General features: G+C 26.3%; 11 protein-coding genes. 8 read left to right on the top strand and 3 right to left on the bottom strand.

Annotated elements, in window-relative coordinates; all coding sequences use genetic code 11:
* Nucleotides 1–281 precede the first annotated feature (281 nt).
* Nucleotides 282–1,724: a competence protein CoiA family protein gene (locus F3G70_RS06770; protein ID WP_149731947.1), complete on the bottom strand. Its 1,443-nt coding sequence runs from the start codon at nt 1,722–1,724 to the stop codon at nt 282–284.
* Between the two features lie 381 nt (nt 1,725–2,105).
* Here F3G70_RS06770 and F3G70_RS06765 point away from each other — a divergent pair, with 381 nt between their 5' ends.
* The gene (locus F3G70_RS06765) at nt 2,106–2,378 is read left to right on the top strand and encodes a hypothetical protein (protein WP_149731946.1); all 273 of its coding nucleotides are present in this window, start codon (nt 2,106–2,108) and stop codon (nt 2,376–2,378) included.
* A gap of 106 nt (nt 2,379–2,484) precedes the next feature.
* On the opposite strand, the gene F3G70_RS06760 is transcribed toward F3G70_RS06765, so the two are convergent.
* Entirely contained in the window at nt 2,485–3,072 is a 588-nt protein-coding gene (locus F3G70_RS06760) for a hypothetical protein (protein WP_149731945.1), read from the bottom strand.
* Nucleotides 3,073–3,822: 750 nt separating this feature from the next.
* On the opposite strand from F3G70_RS06760, the gene F3G70_RS06755 reads away from it, so the two are divergent.
* From F3G70_RS06755 to F3G70_RS06745, 3 genes are all read left to right on the top strand, one after another.
* The gene (locus F3G70_RS06755; RefSeq protein WP_149731944.1) at nt 3,823–5,586 is read left to right on the top strand and encodes a GmrSD restriction endonuclease domain-containing protein; all 1,764 of its coding nucleotides are present in this window, start codon (nt 3,823–3,825) and stop codon (nt 5,584–5,586) included.
* 412 nt (nt 5,587–5,998) lie between these two features.
* The gene (locus tag F3G70_RS06750) at nt 5,999–7,159 is read left to right on the top strand and encodes a hypothetical protein (RefSeq protein ID WP_149731943.1); all 1,161 of its coding nucleotides are present in this window, start codon (nt 5,999–6,001) and stop codon (nt 7,157–7,159) included.
* A 216-nt stretch (nt 7,160–7,375) separates the two neighbouring features.
* Nucleotides 7,376–9,064: a tetratricopeptide repeat protein gene (locus F3G70_RS06745; RefSeq protein ID WP_149731942.1), complete on the top strand. Its 1,689-nt coding sequence runs from the start codon at nt 7,376–7,378 to the stop codon at nt 9,062–9,064.
* A gap of 78 nt (nt 9,065–9,142) precedes the next feature.
* Here the strand turns inward: F3G70_RS06745 and F3G70_RS06740 are convergent, their stop codons facing one another.
* The gene (locus F3G70_RS06740) at nt 9,143–13,258 is read right to left on the bottom strand and encodes a hypothetical protein (RefSeq protein WP_149731941.1); all 4,116 of its coding nucleotides are present in this window, start codon (nt 13,256–13,258) and stop codon (nt 9,143–9,145) included.
* 148 nt (nt 13,259–13,406) lie between these two features.
* Here F3G70_RS06740 and F3G70_RS06735 point away from each other — a divergent pair, with 148 nt between their 5' ends.
* Genes F3G70_RS06735 through F3G70_RS06720 form a run of 4 tightly spaced genes read left to right on the top strand, consistent with a single transcriptional unit; the run spans nt 13,407 to nt 18,560 of the window.
* Nucleotides 13,407–13,829: a YkvA family protein gene (locus F3G70_RS06735; protein WP_149731940.1), complete on the top strand. Its 423-nt coding sequence runs from the start codon at nt 13,407–13,409 to the stop codon at nt 13,827–13,829.
* Between the two features lie 57 nt (nt 13,830–13,886).
* Nucleotides 13,887–15,050, top strand: a complete 1,164-nt coding sequence (locus F3G70_RS06730) for a hypothetical protein (RefSeq protein ID WP_149731939.1) — start codon at nt 13,887–13,889, stop codon at nt 15,048–15,050.
* A gap of 14 nt (nt 15,051–15,064) precedes the next feature.
* Nucleotides 15,065–16,327, top strand: a complete 1,263-nt coding sequence (locus F3G70_RS06725) for a BREX system ATP-binding domain-containing protein (protein ID WP_149731938.1) — start codon at nt 15,065–15,067, stop codon at nt 16,325–16,327.
* A 49-nt stretch (nt 16,328–16,376) separates the two neighbouring features.
* Complete coding sequence (locus F3G70_RS06720) at nt 16,377–18,560, top strand: DEAD/DEAH box helicase (protein WP_223166030.1); 2,184 nt, start codon at nt 16,377–16,379, stop codon at nt 18,558–18,560.
* Nucleotides 18,561–18,619 lie beyond the last annotated feature (59 nt).

Here is an 18,619-nt window from a genome sequence, read left to right as displayed (position 1 = left end):
TTATGTGCATAGTATACATGTGGAAGTTTATTTTTTACATTTGTTATTAATTGATAATTTATCTTTGATGAATAATTTATAATCTTTATAGTAATTATAAAAACTTTATTTTTAAACAACTTACAAAGATAAATTTAAAATCTTTTAATATTTTGATTATCTTAAGAATATTTTCTGAGTTAGATATTTATCAAAATAATCTCAATAATTTGTTTCTATATTTAGGAAACAAATCCATTAAATTTTCTTAAAATATATTTATAAAATAAACTACCTCCTTTTTATAGTAATCTTCCTTCTGCATCAGCTTCATCCCAAGTATCAAACATGCCATGCAAATATGTTTTATCTTCTAAATATTCAACTAAGCAATATTTATCATCTTTTGGTATGATTTTTAAATCTTTAGCATTTGATTTATTTTTCAAATCAATATAATCCTCATAATCTATATACTCATCATCAAATGACTCATTTTTCTCAAAAATATAATTTTTATTGAAAAAATTTATGAAATCATCAAATTCGCTAAAATCTGACTTAGAATCAGGTTTAAAAATACCATCATCTTCAGAATAAAATATTCCATTCTTATTATTAAATCTAACATTAGAAACTAGTTTAGGGATTAATTCTATATGAATATTATCTCTTAAACCTAAATTATCTTCTAAAAATAAAAGAGTATCTTCAATGGTACTAACTTCGTATTTAAATGAATCATCATTTATTTTATCATAGAATATTAAATTATTTTCTTTATAAATAATTTCATAGCAAATACCATCTTTATCATCTTCAAAAATACCAATATTCACAGCAATAGTATCATAAAATTCCTTTTTAGATAATAACTGCTCATTATTATGTATATTAACATTATTGCTCTCTTTATTCTTCTTAAAAATATAATCAAATGGTTTTTTGTCCCAAAATTTTTCAATATTCGGACCTGCAACACTACGATTATAATTTAAAAAATCATCAGAAGCAGATTTTTTAAAAAACTCAATTTTAAAATCTTCTAACAATAAATGAATTATATTATGTGGATATTTACTACTATTACTGTATAATGAGTTAACATGAATACAATATACTTTTTCATTAAATGGATCTAAAGCAAAGACTTTACCAAAATGCATAACGTGAGCATCACGAATTATCTCAGTAACACGAACGGTTTCTAAAAAATCACTAGAATCATGGATAATCTCATCCATACTAATATTACTAGTAACTGTTTTAGTTTTACTTGTAAATTTATCTATATTAAAAACCCATATGCTATAAACACCCGTACTATAATAATATTCATTTTTATCTACAAAATCTTTAATATTAGTATGTTTATGAACTATTTCAACAGCTACTTTCTTTTTATTATTGTATTTATCTTTTAATTCACAATAATAATCTGCTATGAGAGAACCAATAGGATATTCAATTTCAGATTTAATTAAATCATTATCTTTTTCAATAATTTTTTTAATTTTGTACTTTAGGAAGTTATGAATATCCGATTCACCACCATTTTCACGTAATCTACAAATAGTATCTTTATTTTTATGGCTAAAATGATGTTGATATACATTACCTTTACGTAATATTAATTCTTCACCACATTCAGGACAATAATATTTAAGAAGATTACCTTTACTATCATATTTTTCAACATCAAATGCAGATACATACTCATTTTTATCATTGAGAGCTACTAACATTATACACCATATTTTTCCAGTATTTTTAATATAGTAAAAAGTTGCGTATAAATAATTTTCTATTTTTCATAAAATTCAATTAATAACCTGCTTATTATCATAATTTCTATTATCACTCCTATCATGAGTTTCTAAACTCATCATCAAATTATTATTTCTATATTTCATTAGAAAAATCAACTTTAACATTTATTTTAAATATAGTATATTTTAATAAAGAAAATATGGTATTGTTGGTTTATTTGCTACTCCATCAGCTTTTCCCGAAGAGAGATTGAGGAACTTCATAATTAGGAATTCTAAATGGGATTCATATTTTGTTAATTTTGAAAAGGACCTGGGAAGTGATTCGACATATTCTTAAATCACTGCTAAAACATATTGAAAGATTTAGTTAGAAAATATGGTATAGTAGTGAAGAAAACACAATCAAGCAATTCTAAGTACAATAGTGCTAGACCTACTGCAAATCTGATTATGCAAAACAGATTATTCTTTGACGATAAAATTAATCCTGAGAGATTAAGAGCTTTATTCAATCAGTATGTCTATATACATCCAGATAAGGAAATTATGAATGAATATCCATCTCCTGATGAATTGGATAGTTTAGGATATGGATTTATGGAGATACAGAATGTAATTAGATTATAAAATTATTTCATAATCTTTTTTAACATCTAATTATAGTATTTTCATTGAAAAATACGATAATAAAAAAATTGAAGTTCAAATTATTATTCAACAATTTGAACATATTTCACCATTTCATAATTCTTTCAAATTCGGCATCACTTATATTTCTATAATGTGGTTTAACAGAACTATCTGAACTGCTAGAACTATCCGAACTAGATGATGTATGTGTCAAATGTGAAATTTTTACATTTTCCATATCAAATGTTACATTTTTATCAAGAACTATTGTTCCATCTTTATCATATAACTTCACTTCTGCCTTACTAACATTTAACAATTCATCTGCACCGATAAAACATAAATAATCAGGTTTTGAATCTTCAAATGCTCTAAATGCATCTCTATCTATGTAAGTACCATCAGCTTCCTTAATAAATTCATCATTCTCATCATATAATGCAACTCTTAAAGTATAACCCTTGCCCTCATCCTTTAAACCTGTTATAACACCTTTAACATCGTAAGAAGCATGAATTTCGCCATTATCATCATAAATTTGAACCCATCCACTAGTTGATTCTTTTATTAGAGTTATATTTTTGTCATCATCATTTCCGCCAAACAATCCATCTAAAAATCCTGCACTAACACACGATACACTAAGCATCAGCAAAATTAAACTTAATAGAACAATATAAATTTTTTTCATTTATATCACCATATTTAATTAAATAATGGATTAAAGTCCATTTTTATGAACTTTATCTCCATTAAATTCAACAGACTAAAAGAAAACTCGCAAACTATTGCTTCTTCATTAGCTATGAGTTAATATTTGATATTAACCAATTAATTATAAGTTAATAACATTATATAAATTTATTTGATTTATCTATCTATATTTGTAAATTTATTCTATTTTTTCTAATAGCTTTCACTAAATTAATGGACACTATTTTTATTAGAGTATATATTGAAGGTGCATTTAATTTTATGATTCATAGTTTTCAAATAATGTTACCCAACAATAAGAGTGCGAATATAATAGATTTTACAATTTTGTCTTACCATTAGAGTTTTTAACTAAAAATCCCCTTCATCCTCCTATTGATTTTTTAGAGCTGATAGATATGAAAATTAATTATACTTCATTGAATAGTGATTTAGAAATAAATAAACGACAAATTCAAATGAGTATAGCACTAAAAACTGGTAAAAAAGATGTTAAATACAAATATGGAATTGACCCAATTGTTTCTGTCAGCATAGCACAAAATCTAATCTTTCAGAACAACATAATAAATAAAGCAATTCGTATCTTGGCTCAAAGATGTTACACTAAATGAGATTACTTATCGCTGAAATAATGAGTCAGATTTTGTAATTTTATAAAGAAATATTCGCTTAAAACAAGTAATTTAAAAAATAATTTATAGTGAAATAAACATAAATTAATAACATGAAAAAAGATACTGTTTTTAACATAACTCAATATCCATTAAATTACTTAATGACAAGTATTGATAATGGAGATATTGCTCTACCTGACCTTCAAAGACCATTTGTGTGGAAAAATGTGAAAGTACGTAATTTATTTGATTCACTATACAAAGGATTACCTGTCGGAATGTTAATTTTATGGAAGATTAATGAATCAAATGATGAATTTAAGCCAATTGGTGTCATGGATAAAAATACTACTCCATCCAAATTAATTATTGATGGTCAGCAAAGGCTCACTGCATTATACTCCGTTATAACTGGTTCTGAAGTAATAGACAGTGATTATAAACAAAGATCTGTTAAAATTTCATATAATCCGTTTACAGAAGAATTTGAAGTACAAAACAGTAGTACTTTAAAAGATCCAACCTGGGTTAATAATATCACAGATATTTTTAAAGGAGATCTTTTCAGTTATATGGATGATTTTTTCACTAATCTGGATGAAAAACGCCCAGATTTTGAATATGACAAAACTTTAATAAGGAATAATATTTATTCACTTAAAAGCTTGGAAAATTCTTATCAATTCTCAGCTATTGAATTATCTCCATCTCTTGATCCTGAAGAAGTATCTGAAATATTTGTACGTATTAACAGTACTGGAAAACCATTAAACCAATCTGATTTTATTTTTACATTAATGTCACTATACTGGCCTGAAGGTAAAAATAGCATGGAAGAGTTTTCTAGAAAAGCTAAAATTGCTCCTGGTGCCGGTGAGACATCATCGTTTAACTTAATTAATGCCCAGCCAACGAATGAGAACTTACTGAGAAGTATTATTGGTTATTCATTCTTAAGAGGTAGGCTTAAATATGCATATTTAATCTTAAAAGGACGTAATTTAGAAAATCAGACCACAACAGAAGATGAAAGAGTTAAAAACTTTGATATCTTAAAAGAAGGTTTAGAAACTGCTTTAAACTTAGTTTACTGGCATGATTTTATAGCCATTATTCAATCAGCAGGATTTGTAAACGATAATCTAATATTATCTAAAAATGCAATATATGAAACTTATGCATTATACTTGCTTGGAAGATGTAAATTTGGAATAAAACACATTGATTTAGAGTCAATAATAAGAAAATGGTTTGTATTTTCATTATTAACTCAAAGGTATGGTGCATCTCCTGAATCCATAATAGAACAGGAATTAAGCAACTTCCGTGAAAGTGATGATTTGATTGGAGTGTTAACAGATATTATAAACTCCTCATTAACTAATGATTTCTGGACAGTAACACTACCAAGTCGTCTTGAATCATCACAAGGTTCAAGAAACACATCAAATCAGGTATATAATGCATGTAAAGTATTTGAAGGAGAAAACATATTGTTTTCTGAGATAAAGTTAAAAGATTATTTATCTCCATTTATTAAAAGTCCTAAAAAGCAAATCGAGGTACATCATATATTCCCTAAAAACTACTTGCAGCAAGTTAAAAACCTAAAACAAAGAGATTACAACCAAATTGCAAACATGATTTACATAGATTATCACAAAAACATTAAAATCAGCGATAAACCTCCGCATGAATATTGGTCATGGATTTTAGAAGATTGCAGTGATAATACTCGTGAATTCATTGAAAATAATTATGTAGAAGTCTATGATTTGCCTTATGAGTTCTGGAAAATGGATTACTTCGACTTTTTAGAAGAAAGACGTAAATTAATGGCTGAAAGCATGCATAAGTATTTTGAGAAGTTATAAATTCCGAATAAATAAAACGAAATACTTAATGAGAAAAATGAATAATTGATAGTATCTAGTCAAAGATGGGATTTAAATGTATCTTTTTTATGCTGTTTGGAAGAAGCGGAAGATGCTATTGGGAATTATTCAATACCATCAACGACGAAAATCTAATTCATTCAATTAAATAAAAAAACAGGTTTGAGATGGGGGATGAACTGAAAATTGATAAAAGTTAAATAAGAACAGAATAGAAGTGGACAACTATCTAATTCTTATTTTGTAGATACTTTAAATGAATATTTTGATGATTATGATGATTTTTAAAAATGAAAATGGTAAATATGATTTTAGTTTAGAATGACAAGTGTTATTCATTTATAAATACAATTCATAACATATTTAAATTTCAAGTAAAATAATTTTTATTATGTTATGTCCAAAATGTGGAAGAAAAGTTATTCCTGAATTATCTAAATGCAATTTTTGCAATTTTGATTTTTTAATTGCTTTTGATAAATATAATGGGTGGGAATTAAGAACCCATAAGAAAATTAAAAAATATCGTATAAATAATGATTTTAAAATTTATAATGAAAGAATAAAGATTACTGATGAATTATTTAACATAACTGATAAAGATTCTTTTAAAAGTTACTTAATCGAAAATAATATTTCAAATGAAGAATGGAATATAATCCAATTTAAGTTAATATCTGATATATATTTGAATAATATTAAAAAGAAACAACTAAAACACGAGATAAATAAATCAATAAATTCATATGATGGAGAATATAAGTATAAGTTAAAAATCTTAACTAAAAATTTTGTTAATTTAATTAGATTGGCTGGTGTTAATCCTTTTTCGAGATATTTTGTTAGAAATTTAAATAAGTATAATTTATCAATTGTTGAAGGTTTAGAAGTTTTAGGTTGCGTAATGAAAGATTTATTATATGGTACAATAAAATATGAAGATTTAGATGCTAAAATTAATTATTTTATGAATTTAACTACTTCAAATTCTCAAAGAATAGAATATGAAGAAAAATTAAATAATGCTTTGGAAGAATATTTTCGTTTAACTGGAAGAAATTATTTTTCAGAGGATTTTGAAGAAAAATTAATTAAATATAATTTATCAATTAAAGATGCTTATAATATTAAAGAAGAATTATTAAAAGAGATATATTTAAAAGATTTATTTGGATCAATTGAATTAAGATTAAATATTTTAATAGAAGAGGAATATTATAATAAAAAGGATAGAAAGGCTAAAAAATCAAAAACTGACTCAAATAATTTTTCTGTGATTATGGATGAATTTTCAACGAATATGGAGTTAATTGGTGATTATTATACATATTATGATATAGATGAAACTTCATTTGAATCAAAAAATAAAAATAAAAATAAGCATAAACGTAAACATAAACATAAAAATAAACAGAAAAAACGAAGAAAAAAGAATTCTAATACATATAATCCAATAAATGAAGAATTAGGTAGTGATGATTATGTTTTTGATGATATGTTAGACATAGAAAAAGAATGTCTGGGTGATTTTGAAGATATTTTTTATGAATAAACTTATTATTATATTAAATATTACAATTTTAGAAAAAGTTTTTTAAAAATAAAAAAAATTAATTTTCTAAAAAATTATAATCGAATAAAAAATTTACAGCAGTTATCTAAACCAAAATAATGATTAATTATTTTAATAGTTTAATCATAAAATTAACATAAACAAATATAAATTAAAATCAATATAAACTAATATTAAGTTTGTTAAGGTGAATGTATGGCAAATTATATTGATAAATACAAAATCAAAAATCAAGGCTTGAAGTTTGAAAAAGAAGAGCCTGAAAAAGCAATTGAATATTATAAAGAGCTTTTAACTCATGAATATTTCATTAATGATTTTTGGCTATACAGAAGATTGGTTTTAATGTATAAAAAAACCAAAGAATTTGATAAAAAAACAGAAATCATAAAAACATTTTTTAGAAGTGGAATTTACTGTAATAACCATCAATTTTTATGGTTTAGAAATAAACTAAGAATTTTATCTGAGAAAAATTATATAACTCCTGAAGAAATCGACTCTTTAACCAATTATTTTAAAACTCATTCACTTATTAATGAAGAAAAAGCAAATACTCCTTTGCCTATTGCAGATAGAATTAAAAAACGAAACGGAGAAATTATTGTTATAAGTAAAGAAAAATACGATAAAAAGCAAAAACAATATGAATATGAAGTTAAATGCTCAGAATTAAACAGACAACAAAGATATGATGAATATATTGAATTATTGAATTATATGATTGATGATTTGGGTTATAGAAGATATGGTTATTTTCAGAAATTATGCGTGGCTTACAGAAGATTTAATGATTATGATAATGAATTAAGAATTATCAATAAGTATATGAATGGTGAATCAGCACGGACAAAAGTTAGTGATGAATGGTTTGAAAAAAGATTAAAAGATGTTGAAAAGATTATTAATCCTAATTCATCAAATAAAGAATTAAATGAAATAAAAACTTTAAAAGAAGAAAACAAATATCTTTCAAAACGTATATCAGAACTTGAGGACAAAAAACCTAATGTAAATTATCAAAAAATTTCAGATCTTGATGAAAAATCAATATACGAAATTCCTTTTAACATAGATGACCTTAATTTAGTCAAATACCCAGATTATGAATATGATTCAACTTTAAATGAATTTAAAAACTTAAAAAGAAAAAATATCCTAATACAATATGGAAGATTTTTAACTCAGAATAAACAAACAAATGATGCAATAAAATTTTATAAAAATTTATGTGATAATACTTACTTTTCAAATGATTGGTATCCTTACAGACAGTTAACAATAATTTACGATAAAAAAAAGGATTATCATGCAAATTTATCAAATATTAAAGATTTATTCCATAGTAACATTTATTTAAATAGATATCAGCATGTTTGGTTTAGTGAAAAAATAAGAAGAATCTTAGAAAAAGTGAATGTTAATGAAAATGAAATCGAAGAATGGTTTGAATATTATGAAACGCATGGTGCTTTAAATGAGAAAGAATCCAATAAATTTTTAGCAGATAAGTTTGTTAAACTAAATGACAGGGTTTTCATTATAACTGATGAATATTTTAATTATCGTCAAGAGAGCTACGCTTTAGAAGAAATTGGCCGTATTTATGAAAGAGTAGGAAATTATGAACTAGCTATAAGTCATTATGAAAAAATCATCGCGGAAAAAGAATATCCTTTGTTTAAGTTTTATCAAAGAATCTGTTTTTGTTTAGAAAAACTTAAAGATTATAATCGTGAATTAGATGCAATTGAATTATATTACACTGATCCACCAATGGATGTTAGTGAATATAGTGATGAATGGTTTGAAAAAAGACTAAAAAAGGTAAATAAAAAATTAAATACTGATTACACAGTTGATGAATTAAAATCGATAAGTTAAAGCATGATAATTATTAACTAGCATATAAAGAATTAACTATCCTGAAAAAAGTTTCTCCACATTATATGTTTTGTAAAATTATAACCATCCTCTATTTTTCATTTCTTTTTCAAATCTTGAAAGTAAATTAACATCTAAATCCAATTCAACTAATAAATCAATTTCCATGTAATATTTATTAGTTATAATTCGTGTTATACTACTTTCAAAAGATTTTAATCCAGATAAAACATCAAATAACTCATTTTCATATATTGTTCCTTTAATTAGAATATTCATTTTAAAATCAGTTCTTGATAAATATCTTATTATTAAATTAGTCGTTTCTTTTTCTAGGTTTTCTCCTAAATTTTTAGGTATTTCAGATTCTAAAGATCTGATAGCTTTACTATAATTTCTAACGCCCCATTCCAAATTATTTTTAGTAACTTCATGGAATAATGAATAAATATTTTCATTACTAAATTCGCTTCGTTTTCCATTAACACTACGAACATATCTCCATAAATTATTTGGTTTAATTACCCATGCAAATCCAGTTTCACTTGCTACTCGGAATGTATCATTATATTTCTCATCAATAGGATTTAGTATATCTTTATAGTTATTTGGAAGTGAATCAATGATTTCTTTAACCTCTTCTGGGGGTTCAATAGGTTTTTTTACCTTGATTTGGGAGTTATTTTGTTTATTTTCTTTTAAAGATTTAATAGCTTTATTATAATCCCTAACGCCCCAACCATAATTATTTGAATTAACTTCTTCATATAATTCAAAAATATTTTCATTTGATAAATATTTTTGATCACCATTAATGCTCCTTGAAAAAATCCATAAATAGTTTGGTTTTTCAACCCATGCAAAACCTGTCTTGCTAGGAGTTTTGAAATTTTCTTTATATTCTTCCTCAATTGGTTTTAGAATATCTTTATATTTCATTGGAAGTGAATTTAGAATATCATCATATTCTTCAGGACGTTTAACTGTTGTAGATATATTTGTATTTTTTGATGAATTATTTTCACTAAGTTTTAATGTGTTTAAAGCTTTATTTTTATCTCTAACTCCCCATGTTAAGTTATTTCTACAAACTTCTTCAAAAACTTCATAAATATTCTCTGATCTGAAGTTGAAGTTTAAACCGTTTATATTTCTACTATATGACCATTTATTCCAAGATTCGTTTACCCAAGCAAAACCAGTTTTACTTGGTGTAGTAAAGTTTTCTTCAAATTTTTTAGGGAGAGGATCAAGAATATCGTTTGCTATTATTTCTGCGTAATCTTTATATGAATTTTTATATATACTGTTTCTATATCTATTCAAAAATTCAGTTATATTCCATTTGTTATTTGGATGTGGTTCATTTTTCAATGTGTTTATAGCTTTATTTATCTCAATAACACCCCAAATATTTCCACTATCCAAAACTTTCTCATATAATATATAGAAATTTTCATCGGTTATTTTTAATTGCTGTTTATTAATAGATTTTGAATAAATCCAGTTATTTCCTGATTTATTTGTCCAAGCAAATCCCGTTCTATTTCCTTGACCGGGATAATCAGTAACGGGATTTAATAAATATTTATATTTCTCATAGATGTCATTTTCTGTTTTAAAATCATTATTTTCGTTCATTTCTGAATCATTTAAAGATGCATCAATTTCTTTTACTAGCTTTGATTTTAATTCATTAATATTATTAATATCATTATAGAAATTAACAAAAATTTCTCCAATATTTTGTTCTCCTCTATTTAACCAAAATTTATAAGTATCATATGGAAAATCTAGTATTTCACAGGCTTCTTTGTCTGTTTTACCTTTAACAATTAATTTTAAAATATTATTCATTACTTTGAGTATACTTTCTCCACCTAAACTTTCTTCTTGTTTAACGGTAGGATAGTCCCCAATTTCATTTAATATTTTTGTTTCAACGAATTTATCATAAAATTCATCTTCTTTGTTTATTATTTTTTGTTTAACATATTCATAGTCTAAATTTGATGAAATACATGCTTCATTTATTGTTTGGCCTTCTTTTATTGAATCAAAGAATTTTTCTTCATTTTCTGGATTATGGTTTAATTTACAATTAATTTCATTATATTTGTTATAAAAATACACATAAGGTTCTTTATTTTCTTTTCCTTTTCGAATCCATTCTTCAAACAATTCTTTTTCTAGTGATGCTAGTTCACAAGATTTATCGATGGATTCACCAATCTCCACATATTCCAAAAATATTCTTCTTTTTTTCCTATTAATGGCTTTGTTAAACTCTTCTACATTAATGTCTTCTAAATCATTATTAATTTCATTATATTCATCTAAAAATGAATCAAATGGATTAATCTTATTTTCACCCAATATAATCCAATCATTAATGTGTTCTTTAGCAATAGAAGATTTCACACAAGCTTTTTCAGTATCTTTTTCTATTTTAAAACTGTCAATGAATGAATCAATTTGCGTTTTAACTTCTTGAGCAGTAAATGCTTTGGTTCTTTTTTCAATTTCTTTTAATTTATTATAAAAGTCAATGTTTTCTTTTCCAAAACCGTTTCTACCTTCATTAAACCAATGTGTGATTTTATAAAGAGGAATATTGGCAATTACTGCAGCTTCTTTTCTGGATCTTCTCCTAGCCATTGAATCTAAAACTATCTCTCTAGGATTTTCATTAGCTGGCTTTTCAATCACGGTTTCTTTTGTGGTCTTGATTGGAACGTCATATTTTTCCTTGTAATATTTATTAATAAATTCAGTTCCCTTTTCTTCATCGGTTAATATGTATTTGGAATCCTCGCTATTTTTTATTAAATCATTATCCAGCAGATTCCATAAATTTCCTTTTAATATCATCCTATTTTCAAAATAAGGAATTAACTCATCTTCTGAGAATTCTTCTCCCCAATTAACATATTTGTTAAGCTCTTTTAAAAAAATAGCAGATTTAATTAATTTTTTACATTTCTTACAATCATCTTCGTATCCGTCTTCACTACTTTCACTAGTAAAAAAGTCAGATATATCCAAGGTTTCTCCACAAGTTTGACAAGTTTTGCTTAAGGAAACAGCCGATTTTTCAGTAATATTTATTTCAAGATGACATTCATGAGCAAACTCATCTAGAATTTCTCTTTTTTTAAGAACATACCTTGAATTCTCATTTGTTATCAAATTGAATTCTTGTAATGTCCATATATAATCTTGAATTTGAATACTATCTAATTTCAATGCTTTTAAATCATTTTGACGGAATGGAATTCCAGGTTCAATTGATGGCAATAGTTTTTCAAGGATTTTAACGGCATATTGTTTTCTTAAACATCTTTTACATATATTTTTATTGTTATTTTTATTTAGTGTCCTACCGCAGATATAGCATTCATTTTTATTAACATGTTTTTTCTCTGCAGTGGATAATTTTGTTTGGGATGATTTATTAGGAGCATTATCCATTAGGTATGCTTCATAAAATTCCATATATTTTTTATTTCCCATTTTTCCTTGATTTACCCAATTTTTAAATAAAAATGGAGGAATATCAATTTCATCCAAAATTTCTTCATTTGTTTTTCCTTCATTTTTTAAATTAATGAATTTTTTCATTAATTGGTTATGTTCTGATAGTTTTGTGGCATCTATTTTATCGTTTGAAGTTTTTGATTGTTCAGAATCACTTATTTCAGATGATGGATTGTTTTTTGAAATTTCCTTAATTAATTTTTCAAGATTTTCATTAAAATTCCTGTTTATATTTCCCAAGTCTATTATTTCAATGTTTATATAGGTATTTTGAAATATTGCTGATTTTTTAACCTGAAAAGTACTTAAATCAAAGTCAGGGAATTTTTTTATCATGACATTTTTATTAATATATAGGTTATTTTTATTTAGTTGTCCTAAGCAATTCTTATTGTATATTTCGTCTTTTGGAAAATCCATAATTAAATCATATTCATCTAAAGAAAAATCATCTGAAGAGTTAATAACTCCAAATATGTAAAAATATCTTTTTTCATTTTCAGAATGCGCAAACCAAATGCCACGACCTTTAGAGTAGTAAATATTTTCTATTTTTCCAATATTTTTGGTAGTATAAGTCTTTTCTTTTTTTAAAGGATATTTAACCTTTAATTTATTTAAAAATTGTTCATGTTCAATTTGTATTTTTTTATTCATAAAAATAACCATATTATATTAATTTAATAATAACTTTATAGCATTCATTATTTATTTTTATTCAAATGATTTTTTCGATTTTAATCCATAATTTTCATATAAATAATTTTATAAAGTGTGATAATCTTATATTAATATAGGTGTTATTATGGAAGATAAATTCAAGGATTTCTATGATACTTTAAAAGAAAATTTAGCGGCTTATAACGGAGAATATGCTTCTTTTATTGATGAAGGTCCTAATTTATTTAAACTACTTTGTGATGTATTAGATCAAAATGTTACTAGAGAGCTGAGATTGGATGTTTGTGCTGCTATTGCATATTATGTTCTTCCTATGGATGTCATACCTGAGCAGATTTACGGTGCTTACGGTTATATTGATGATATTTTCATGTCAGTTTATGCCTTACAACGAGTCGCTGATGAGTATGGATTTGAATTCCTTCAGGATTTATGGGAATTAGAAACCAATATTGAAGACGTTATGAATGAATGTTATGAAAAATCCATAGAAGTCCTGGAAGAAAATGATATTAAAGCTATTTTAACCTATACTGGTTTGGAATGATTATTGTTTATAAAATAATATGAAGGGGGTTTTTAAATATCCAATAAACAAAACGAAATGTTAATTGAGCAATTTATTTTCAGATTATCCCAAAATATTGATATTTCTCAAAAATTCAAACGAGAGGATTTAACTGAATTTTGCAATGACAATGAAATTGATAGCTATTTAAAACTTTTAAAGGATTATGAATTGCTTCATGAAGAAAATAATGAATTTTATTTTGATGATGAAGTAATAAATCAATTAAATGCTCAAATGACTGATAATGAAAATGATGATGCCATTAATAATGAATCATTAGATACAATTGACAATGCGTCTGAAACTAATACAGAAACCATTAAAGAAGAAATTATGTCTGAAAATGATAATTTAGATGATTCTCAAGAAGTATTAGTGAAACATGTTGAAAATAAAACTCTAGATGATTATAATAAAAAATCAGATTTAAAAGCTAAATTATCCAATGATACATCTGAACCTAAATATTGGATTCATAAAACGGAATTCTCTATTCTTGAAGCTATCCATGAATTAAACCAAATTGGCTCTGAAAAAAAGAAATCAAAAATCATTAAAGAGATTAATCCTGGAGATTACATTTTATTGATTGTTAACAATCGGGGGCATTTGGACTTTTTCGGTTTAACTAAGGTTGATGAAATCCTAAACATTGAAAAACATGATAAATCTGATTTTTATACCCATTATCAGTCCGATGTCCAATTAAAATTAAAATCCATAAGATATTTCAGCAATCCAGTTATTGGAAATGAAATGGGTGATGAATTATCATTTATAGAAAAAAATAAAACCATTTCCGCATATCTCAGAACGGATTATAAAGAAATTTCAAAAGAAGATTTCAAGACCATTATTAGGAAAATACATTATATTAAATCTTTCCCTGCTTATTTTGACATTGTTGATTTAAATTTAAAAGAATTTATAATGAATTCAATATTGTATTTATATAATAATTTAAAAAATAAACAGAAATCTGAATTAATTGAAATTAAAGTATTTTTACGCAAATTAACTGATTTTGTTAATTCATTAGGCGTAAAAGTTAGCTATGATTATATTGTGGAGTTTTATTCATGGAATGCAATTGAATTAGAATTTACTCATGTTCCATATAGAGATCCGGATAAAGCCATTCCACTATATGATACAAGAGGAAAGAAAAAAGAATATGCTTATATTGATTTAAAATAATTTGGGGGATTATTATGAATTATGAATATATATTAAGTGCCTTAAAAAATGGTATTGTACCTGAAAACGGTACACGGGAATTCTGTTTAGGGCGTGACACGGAAATTTCAGAATTTGAAAGATTACTTTCAGAAATTGATAAAAACGAAAAATCCTATGTAAAATTTATAAAAGGAGAATTTGGTGCAGGAAAATCTTTCTTTTTAAAAGTCATTGAAGAAATGGCTTATGAAGAAAACTTTGCTGTGTCTTGGGTCACATTAGGAAATGATGTTCGCTTTAATAAAATCGACGTCGTTTATAGAAGCATTGTTAACAAATTAAGATGTAAAACCGGTACTTCACTGGACCATATTATTGACAGGTGGATTACCGGCCTAAAAATGATGGCATTTGAAGAAACATCAGATCCAGTCAAACAGAATAATTTAGTTAAAGAGAATTTATATGCCGATTTAGCAAACACCAGAGAACATTCCAACGCTTTTGCTGTAGCTATTGAAAATTATAATAGATTAATGAATGAAGAAGACTATAAAACTGCTGAATATGCAAAAGCTTGGTTAAGAGGAGACGGCAATATCCCATTTACTGAAAAAAGAAAATTTGGTGTAAAGGGAGACGTTGACAAAACCAATGCTTTAAATTATCTGGAGGCATTGTCCGTTTTTGTTAAATCAATCGGATACTCCGGGCTGGTTGTTCTTTTTGACGAAGCCGAATCCATAATGGACATTCCTAGAAAAGATTTAAGAAACACTGCATACGATTACATAAGAGTCATGTTTGATAATTGTGATTTAGGTAAATTCCATAATTCATTATTTGTTTTTGCAGGTACTCCTCCGTTATTTGATGATTCCAAAAAAGGTATTGTTTCCTATACAGCATTGCACGATAGGATTAAATCAATGCTTGACACTGATTTAACTGATGTAAGGCGTCCAATTTTTGAGCTTAAAGGATTTACTGAAGAGGATTTGGTTGAAATAGCAGGCAAATTAATGATAATGCATGAAGAGGCATATGGCTGGAATGCAAGCGATAAGATAACTCCAACCATTAATGATATTGTTGCAATACATATTAACAACGCTAGATTGACTGGAGGCAGAGTTACTCCAAGAACATTCATCCGTTCATTTGTTAGCGTGCTGGATACCGTTCAACAAAACCAGTCATTCTTCAATGATACCAAACAGATAATAGAATTATTCGACGAACAAGAAAATACTTTAGAAGACGATATCGACGATATTTTTGACGACGATTGGTAAAGGTTAAAATATGCCGGATAATCTTATTTCAACTTTAGATAGTCGCCTTTTGTATTTCTTATCTGAGCGATTAGGCTGGAAAGATTTAAATTCAATTCAAAACAAGGCCATTCCCAGTGTTTTGGATAAAAATGATACATTGATATTGGCTCCGACTGCTTCGGGTAAAACTGAAGCAGCTTTAATTCCAATCTTTAATGATATTCTTTCTAAAGGACATGAGCCATTAAGCGTTCTATATGTATCTCCCCTAAAAGCCTTAATTAACGATATGTATAATCGTATTGAAAGATGGGCTGATTATTTTGATTTAACAGTTACAAAATGGCATGGTGATGTTTCTAAAACTGAAAAAGATAAATTTATCCGTGACCCTAGCGATTTTTTATGCATAACTCCTGAATCATTAGAAGTTATATTAATGAATAAGAATGACAACGATAAAGAAAATATTTTCTCTAACATTAAATTTATTCTGATTGATGAAATTCATTATTTCGCTGATTCAGATAGGGGAATACAGTTAAATTCACTTTTAAATAGGATTAAAAAATATACATCAGAAGATATCGTTACGGTTGGCCTTTCAGCCACTGTTGGAAATCCTAATTTAATTGCCGAATGGATTAATCCGGATAATCCTGCAAATATCGTTAGAGATACATCTGGGCGTGAGCTTAAATATAAGGTTCTTCCATATAATGAATTTAATATCGATACCCCATTAAAACGTTTTATTGGCCGAAAAGTATTGATTTTTGTTAATTCAAGAGCAACTGCTGAGTTAGTTTTTAGAATTTTGAAAAAGAAGTTGAAATTAAGCAACATTTACATTCATCATGGGTCAATTAATAAAGATACCCGTGAGGAAAATGAAAGAAAGTTCAAAAATGATGCTGGCGGATTTATGGTATCAACTTCAACCTTGGAGCTTGGAATTGACATTGGTGATATAGATGTAGTTGTACATTTAAACCCACCTTCAACCGTAAGTTCATTTTCCCAGCGAGTTGGTCGAAGCGGACGTAGGTCTCGAGTACAAAGAACCATAATCCTTTCACAAGGAATTAATTTAATCGTATCTTTAGCGGAACTGATTTTGCATCATGAAAATAAGGTGGAAGAAATCAGTATTTCAACTCATTCAAAAGACATATTTTTCCATCAATTGCTAAGTTCTACATTTGAAAAAGGCAAAGCTCATGCTAAAGAATTATATGGCGAACTTAAAGGATGTTATGCATTCTCTGACATTGATTATCAAGATTGCAAAAACATGTTGAAATTCATGGAAGAACAGGAATTTGTTGATATAAATCAGGGATATATTAGCTTGGGTTATAATTTTGAAAAAGTGTTCGGTAAAAGGAATTATTTGGAATTCTTTGCTGTTTTTTACCCAAGTCAGGAATATAAAATTTTTCAAGGAAAAAGTGAAGTGGGAAGCCTTGATGTATCATTTGCAACAACCCTTAAGGTTGGAGACGAATTCGTATTGGCAGGTAAATTATGGAGCGTAACTTCAATTGACCACAATAGATATAAAGTAAATGTTATACATTCCATCAATGGAAAAAACATTATTCCAAGCTGGTTTTCCGATGGTCCACCGCTGCCTTATTTAATTTCAAGAAAAGTATATGACATTTTGCTTGGAAACTTTGATAAAAGATATTTAAACGATTTTAAAGGTGGCACTGGAGACTATATTAAAAATACAATTTCTAAAGCCAGTGATTATGGATTCAGTGAAGGCGTAATTCCAGTTAATATTGATTCTAAATCCCATGAAGTCACGATTTTTACATTTGCAGGCCATAAGGCAAACAATCTTTTAATGAAGCTATTTAATTTATATCATGATACATACCATGAAATGGTAACTGGATTTTTTATATCTTTTAAAGTACGTGGAAATGAGATAAATGAGTCCGATATTGAAAATCTAATTTATAATGTGAGCACTATCTTAAATGAAGATAATATTGAGTTATTAATTGATCAGGTAAGCCAAGACTTTAAAAAGAATAAATTTATCAATTATCTATCCCCTGCAGATAGGGCTGATTTAAAAATGAATCTATTCTTTGATTCAGAGGGACTATTGGATTTATGTGAAAATAATATGGTTTACTTCATATCTAATTCAATATTCAAACAAGATTACTTAAACGAATTTTTAAAGCTTGAAAATGAGGAAAATAATGAAGTAAAGGTATTGGAAGATGGTTAATTGTATATATTGTGGTAATAATACTTCAAATAAGAATGATATTTGTAACAGTTGCAAAA

Origin of the sequence: Methanobrevibacter millerae, assembly GCF_900103415.1 — an archaeon.
In the GTDB taxonomy this organism is placed as follows: Archaea; Methanobacteriota; Methanobacteria; order Methanobacteriales; family Methanobacteriaceae; genus Methanocatella; species Methanocatella millerae.
This window is presented reverse-complemented; position numbering and strand designations above follow the sequence as displayed.